At 47.1% G+C, this 4,363-nt stretch carries 4 protein-coding genes; all 4 read right to left on the minus strand.

Annotated elements, in window-relative coordinates; genetic code table 11:
- On the minus strand, nt 1-1,578 hold a 1,578-nt coding region (gene ftsH / locus F6K20_RS26010), incomplete at its 3' end, for an ATP-dependent zinc metalloprotease FtsH (protein WP_287296570.1).
- A 353-nt stretch (nt 1,579-1,931) separates the two neighbouring features.
- A complete protein-coding gene (gene nrdR, locus F6K20_RS26015) occupies nt 1,932-2,462 on the minus strand; it encodes a transcriptional regulator NrdR (RefSeq protein WP_287267874.1) in 531 nt (176 codons plus the stop codon).
- A gap of 211 nt (nt 2,463-2,673) precedes the next feature.
- Nucleotides 2,674-2,769: a photosystem II reaction center protein T gene (locus F6K20_RS26020; protein WP_008180851.1), complete on the minus strand. Its 96-nt coding sequence runs from the start codon at nt 2,767-2,769 to the stop codon at nt 2,674-2,676.
- A 137-nt stretch (nt 2,770-2,906) separates the two neighbouring features.
- Nucleotides 2,907-4,363: photosystem II chlorophyll-binding protein CP47 (gene psbB, locus F6K20_RS26025; RefSeq protein ID WP_287296572.1), on the minus strand; the 1,457-nt coding region annotated here is incomplete at its 5' end.

Genomic DNA, 4,363 nt, shown 5'->3' on the forward strand with positions numbered 1-4,363 from the left:
TGCCTCACCAAAAATTTCTTCTTCTGCCGCTCTACCCCCTAAAGCAGCAGTAATTTGGGCTTTGAGTTGAGCCCGAGTAATCAAACCTTGCTCTTCATCAGGAATATACCAGGTCAAACCACGGGCTTGCCCTCGGGGAATTAGGGTTACTTTCTGTACCGGGTCGTGATCCGGTAGGAGGGTAGAAATTACAGCATGTCCTACTTCATGGTAGGCAATTAATCGCTTATTCTTGCTGTCCACTAGAGGAGTGCCTTCCATCCCAGCTACCACCCGGTCAATAGCATCATTGATTTCGAGCATAGTAATGGCATCTTTGCGGCGGCGGGCAGTCAGGATTGCCGCTTCGTTGAGTAGGTTGGCTAAGTCAGCACCAGTAAACCCAGGGGTACGCTTAGCAACAGTTTCTAGACAAACCTCAGGGTCAATCTTTTTGTTGCGAGCGTGGACTTCCAGAATGTTATTCCTGCCTTTGTAGTCAGGGTAATCCACAATAACTTGTCTGTCAAAGCGTCCAGGACGTAATAGTGCAGCATCCAGGACATCTGGGCGATTAGTGGCAGCAATAATAATAATACCTGTGTTGCCTTCAAACCCATCCATTTCCGTGAGCAATTGGTTAAGGGTTTGCTCCCGTTCATCGTTTCCACCGCCAATTCCTGCTCCCCGTTGCCGTCCTACCGCATCAATTTCATCAATGAAGACCAAGCAAGGGGCATTTTCTTTGGCTTTTCTGAACAAGTCACGGACACGGGAGGCACCAACGCCCACAAACATTTCCACGAATTCGGAACCAGAGATGCTAAAGAAGGGAACTCCTGCTTCACCAGCGATCGCTTTGGCTAAGAGAGTTTTACCAGTTCCTGGAGGACCCACTAGCAGCACACCTTTCGGGATCCGTGCTCCAACAGCAGTAAAGCGTTCTGGTTGTTTGAGGAATGTGACAACTTCTTGCAATTCCTGTTTAGCTTCTTGAATACCTGCTACATCATCAAAGAGAACCCCGGTTTTGGCTTCCATCTGAAACCGTGCTCGGGATTTGCCAAAGTTTAAGGCTTGACCAGAATTACTCGCAGAGCGTCGCAGGATCATCATCAAGCCTGCTAGTAACAACAGAATGAAAAATAAGTTGGCAATTAGACCTAAAGCGGCTGAGTTATCCGCAGAGCGCCTAATTTCAGTGGGAACATTCTGTTGACGGAGTTCCTTGAGTAGCAAGGAGTTTTGATCGAACAAAGCAACTCGTTGAGGAGGTTCATTCTCATTGGACCCCTCTAAGCTAACTTTAGCAATCTTAGTGGCTTCATCGATTTCTATTTTAGTGACGTCCCCATTTTTAACTTTCTTTAATAGCTCACTATAGGTTAGAGATTTCTCTTGTTTAAGCTGTGCTTGGGCTGGGGTACCCAGTATCACCCCTTGCCAAAGGAGCAAACTGGCAGCAATACGCCAGAATTTGACTAACTTGCGCTTTTCCTGGGGTTCCTGTAATCTAACCTCAGGATTTGCCAGCGGCTGTGGAGAGGTGTTTACCTCTGCATTACCCATCCATGCTCTCATCCAGAAACGTTTCTTCATGGCTGTTTGCTCTTTGGTCTTGCCTTGACTCAACTCCTGGGTAAACCTAGTTAGGCTTCAATGAATTCACGCCCTTGAGTTGAAATTTCTTTCACTTTCTAGTCTAGCTCCCTAAAATCCGGCTTTAGCTGTAAGAAACTCATCTGAAGTCCGCTAGCATCGGTAACCTGCTCTTGCCTAGATGGGGTTTGCAAACCTCACCCTGTTTTTTTCTTAATCCTCTCTGCTGTAGATACCTTGCCTGGAACATCTCTACAAATGGTAACCATACAACTGGACACGAGATCACTAGTTGACCTTGTACTTTTGAGAGTCAACCATCAACCGTCAACATTCAACAAACATCTGATCAATTACACCGAAGTGGATGTCTTTATTTCTTCTACCTGATCTGAGGGGGTTGGCGGAACCTGGGGGATTTCCATTGGTACATCTTCCTGTTGGAGATCCTCTAGGGTAGTGACAAAATCTCTAATCCCTTGAAATTTTCCATAGACGGAAGCAAAGCGTACATAAGCCACTTCACTCTCCGAACGTAGGTAGCGCAAGACTAACTCACCAATTTCGTGACTGATGACTTCCCGACCAAATCGCTGTTGTAATTCTGCTTCAATCTCATCAACCAATGCTTCCAGGCGTTTTTGGAGAATGCCGGTTTTTTCACAAGCACGTACAATTCCCCGTAACAACTTGGAACGGTCAAATGATTCCCGCTTGCCATCCCGCTTGATCACAGTTATTGGCACAAATTCGATCCGCTCATATGTCGTGAAGCGATGTTTGCATCCCAAACACTCCCGACGTCGCCTCACACTTTTCCCTGCCTCAGTAGAACGAGACTCAAGAACGCGGCTCTCGGTGTGGTGACAAGAGGGGCATCGCATAAGATAATTTTGTTTTCTTGCTGAGTGGACTGATTGGCGGCAGATATTTGGAACGCCCTAAGAGTCGATACTGTCAAAATAACAATTATATGGAAGGTGAGCCGATATAGACCTATCAACTTCCCTATATCCTATAGGGTCATGCACAGGGTATTGCGGCTCAGAGCATCCACAGAACTGTTGAATTTCGATCTGAGTAAATCGAGGTAAACTACTTACCAATCTTAGGCGGTTCCCGAAAAGCAATGGCAAAAAATAGGGTGCCTAGGGCTAAGGTCAAGATTAAGATATAAGCAACTGATTCCATAGCTATAATTGTTGGTTATCTTCTCACTTACCAGTCTACCTTGCATAGACCACAGAAATAGCCAAAAGGCAAAAGAAAAATTTCTTTTCTTCTGCCTTTTGCTTTTAAGTCAAACTGTGATAAGAGATATTTAACCTCTAGATAGGCTCTGTCCTACGGGTACTCTTATCACCAAGCTTCTGGAAGAAGCCCCACTCGACTTGCTCTTCCTCTAGGTCAGGATCGACACCAGCAAACACATCTCGATAGAGGGTGCGTGAGCCATGCCAGATGTGCCCAAAGAAGAACAACAGAGCAAAGACAGCATGACCAAAGGTGAACCAACCCCGAGTACTAGTGCGGAATACACCATCAGAGTTTAAGGTTTCACGGTCAAATTCAAAGCCCTCACCCAGCTGAGCAGTACGAGCGTATTGCTTCACATCGAATGGGTCAGTAAAGGTTTGACCATCAAGAACTCCACCGTAGAAGCTAACTGTGACACCAGCTTGCTCGAAACTATACCTAGATTCAGCCCGTCGGAAAGGTATGTCCGCACGAACTACACCATTAGCATCGGTCAAAATGATAGGGAAGGTTTCAAAGAAGTTCGGCATCCGACGAACGGTCAGATCCCGACCTTCACTGTCTGTGAACACCGCATGACCTAGCCAACCTTCAGCAATTCCATCCCCTTTGTCCATCGGACCTGTGCGGAACAAACCACCTTTGGCAGGGGAGTTGCCTACATAGTCATAGAATGCCAGCTTCTCTGGAATTGATGACCAAGCTTCTGACAAGCTAGCACCATCAGCCAATTCAGCTTGTACCCGTTGGTTAATTTCCTGTTGGAAATAACCCTGATCCCACTGATAGCGAGTTGGACCAAACAGTTCAATTGGGGTGGCAGCACTGCCGTACCACATGGTGCCTGCTACTACAAACGCAGCAAAAAATACAGCCGCGATACTGCTGGAGAGTACCGTTTCGATATTCCCCATCCGTAGAGCTTTAAACAATCGCTCTGGTGGTCGTACTGTTAAGTGGAATAAACCGGCAATAACCCCAACAACACCAGCAGCGATATGGTGAGCGACAATACCTCCAGGGTTATAGGGGTTAAAGCCTGCTGGTCCCCATTCTGGTGCGATGGGTTGAACACTACCAGTGAGACCATAGGCATCAGATACCCACATCCCAGGACCCCAAAGCCCAGTCAAGTGAAAGGCACCAAAGCCAAAGCAGAGTAAACCAGATAAGAACAGGTGAATGCCAAAAATTTTTGGCAAATCGAGAGCTGGGTCGCCACTCCGTGGGTCTCTGAACACATCTAAATCCCAGTAAACCCAGTGCCATACGGCAGCCAGGAACAATAAACCAGAAAGGATAATATGAGTTGCAGCGACACCTTCAAAAGACCATAAGCCAGCATTGGTTACGGTTTCACCAGTGATACTCCAGCCCCCCCAGGAATCAGTAACCCCTAGACGAGCCATAAAGGGCATGACGAACATCCCCTGACGCCACATCGGGTTAAGAACCGGGTCACTCGGATCAAAAATTGCCAATTCGTACAGGGCCATTGAACCAGCCCAGCCTGCCACCAGGGCTGTAT

Source organism: Moorena sp. SIO2C4, assembly GCF_010672485.1.
Classification (GTDB): domain Bacteria; phylum Cyanobacteriota; class Cyanobacteriia; order Cyanobacteriales; family Coleofasciculaceae; genus Moorena; species Moorena producens.